Annotated in this window: 1 rRNA gene; it reads right to left on the bottom strand. The window is 50.5% G+C overall.

Going from position 1 to position 2,933, the window contains the following annotated elements:
* Positions 1-18: 18 nt before the first annotated feature.
* A 23S ribosomal RNA gene (locus tag FN961_RS25570) occupies positions 19-2,923 on the bottom strand.
* Positions 2,924-2,933 lie beyond the last annotated feature (10 nt).

The following is a 2,933-nucleotide window of genomic DNA, read 5'->3' as shown; positions in this document are numbered from 1 at the left end:
AAAACCCATCTGGGTTGTATGGTTAAGCCTTACGAGTCATTAGTACAAGTTAGCTCAACGCCTCACAACGCTTACACACCTTGCCTATCAACGTCCTAGTCTCGAACGGCTCTTTAAAGAGATTAAATCTCTAGGGATGACTCATCTTAGGACTCGCTTCCCGCTTAGATGCTTTCAGCGGTTATCGATTCCGAACGTAGCTACCGGGCAATGCTATTGGCATAACAACCCGAACACCAGCGGTTCGTCCACTCCGGTCCTCTCGTACTAGGAGCAGCTTCCTTCAATCATCCAACGCCCACGGCAGATAGGGACCGAACTGTCTCACGACGTTCTGAACCCAGCTCGCGTACCACTTTAAATGGCGAACAGCCATACCCTTGGGACCGACTTCAGCCCCAGGATGTGATGAGCCGACATCGAGGTGCCAAACACCGCCGTCGATATGAACTCTTGGGCGGTATCAGCCTGTTATCCCCGGCGTACCTTTTATCCGTTGAGCGATGGCCCTTCCATTCAGAACCACCGGATCACTATGACCTACTTTCGTACCTGCTCGACGTGTATGTCTCGCAGTTAAGCTGGCTTATGCCATTGCACTAACCGTACGATGTCCGACCGTACTTAGCCAACCTTCGTGCTCCTCCGTTACTCTTTGGGAGGAGACCGCCCCAGTCAAACTACCCACCAGACACTGTCCTCAACCCCGATTCAGGGGCCAGAGTTAGAACATCAAAGCTACAAGGGTGGTATTTCAAGATTGCCTCCACAAAAACTAGCGTTTCTGCTTCAAAGGCTCCCACCTATCCTACACATGTAGGTTCAATGTTCAGTGCCAAGCTATAGTAAAGGTGCACGGGGTCTTTCCGTCTAGCCGCGGGTATACGGCATCTTCACCGCAATTTCAACTTCACTGAGTCTCGGCTGGAGACAGCGTGGCCATCATTACGCCATTCGTGCAGGTCGGAACTTACCCGACAAGGAATTTCGCTACCTTAGGACCGTTATAGTTACGGCCGCCGTTTACCGGGGCTTCGATCATGAGCTTCTCCGAAGATAACCCAATCAATTAACCTTCCGGCACCGGGCAGGCGTCATACCGTATACTTCCTCTTGCGAGTTTGCACAGTACTGTGTTTTTGATAAACAGTTGCAGCCACCTGGTATCTGCGACTCCCAACAGCTTAGAGAGCAAGTCTCATCACCGTCGGGAGCGTACCTTCTCCCGAAGTTACGGTACCATTTTGCCTAGTTCCTTCAGCCGAGTTCTCTCAAGCGCCTTGGTATTCTCTACCCAACCACCTGTGTCGGTTTGGGGTACGATTCCTACTAACCTGAAGCTTAGAAGATTTTCCTGGAAGCATGGCATCAACTACTTCATCACCTTAGTGACTCGTCATCAGCTCTCAGCATTGTAATTTAATACGTAAACCCGGATTTGCCTAAGTTTACTGCCTACCACCTTAAACGCGGACTACCAACGCCGCGCTAGCCTAGCCTTCTCCGTCTCTCCATCGCAGTTAGCAGAAGTATGGGAATATTAACCCATTTCCCATCGACTACGCCTTTCGGCCTCGCCTTAGGGGTCGACTCACCCTGCCCTGATTAACATTGGACAGGAACCCTTGGTCTTTCGGCGAGGGAGTTTTTCACTCCCTTTATCGTTACTCATGTCAGCATTCGCACTTCTGATACCTCCAGCGTGGGTTACCCCTTCACCTTCAACGGCTTACAGAACGCTCCTCTACCGCGTACACCCTAAAGTGCACACCCGTAGCTTCGGTGTATTGCTTAGCCCCGTTAAATCTTCCGCGCAGGCCGACTCGACTAGTGAGCTATTACGCTTTCTTTAAATGATGGCTGCTTCTAAGCCAACATCCTAGCTGTCTAAGCCTTCCCACATCGTTTCCCACTTAGCAATAACTTTGGGACCTTAGCTGACGGTCTGGGTTGTTTCCCTTTTCACGACGGACGTTAGCACCCGCCGTGTGTCTCCCGAGTAGTACTCATTGGTATTCGGAGTTTGCAAAGGGTTGGTAAGTCGGGATGACCCCCTAGCCTTAACAGTGCTCTACCCCCAATGGTATTCGCTCGAGGCGCTACCTAAATAGCTTTCGAGGAGAACCAGATATCTCCCGGTTTGATTGGCCTTTCACCCCCATCCACAAGTCATCCGCTCATTTTTCAACATAAGTCGGTTCGGTCCTCCAATTGATGTTACTCAATCTTCAACCTGCCCATGGATAGATCACCGGGTTTCGGGTCTACACCTTGCAACTAAACGCGCAGTTAACACTCGGTTTCCCTACGGCTCCGCTATTCGCTTAACCTCGCTACAAAATGTAAGTCGCTGACCCATTATACAAAAGGTACGCAGTCACGGTCTCAAGAACCGCTCCCACTGCTTGTACGTATACGGTTTCAGGTTCTATTTCACTCCCCTCACAGGGGTTCTTTTCGCCTTTCCCTCACGGTACTGGTTCACTATCGGTCAGTCAGGAGTATTTAGCCTTGGAGGATGGTCCCCCCATGTTCAGACAAGATGTCACGTGTCCCGTCCTACTCGTTTTCACGTAAAGTTAGTTTTCATGTACGGGGCTATCACCCTGTGCCGCTGTGCTTTCCAACACATTCCACTAACACCCTCTACGCTTAAGGGCTAATCCCCGTTCGCTCGCCGCTACTAGGGGAATCTCGGTTGATTTCTTTTCCTCCGGGTACTTAGATGTTTCAGTTCCCCGGGTTTGCCTCACAACACTATGTATTCATGTTGTGATACATGCTTATGCATGTGGGTTTCCCCATTCGGAAATCGTTAGCTCAAATGCTTGTTACTAGCTCGCCAACGCTTATCGCAAGTTACTACGTCCTTCATCGCCTCTGACTGCCAAGGCATCCACCGTATACGCTTAGTCACTTAACCATACAACCCA

This window comes from Shewanella hanedai (genome assembly GCF_007197645.1).
GTDB classification, from domain to species: domain Bacteria; phylum Pseudomonadota; class Gammaproteobacteria; order Enterobacterales; family Shewanellaceae; genus Shewanella; species Shewanella hanedai.
The sequence above is the reverse complement of the archived record's forward strand: the minus strand, read 5'-3'. Positions and strand labels throughout refer to the sequence as shown.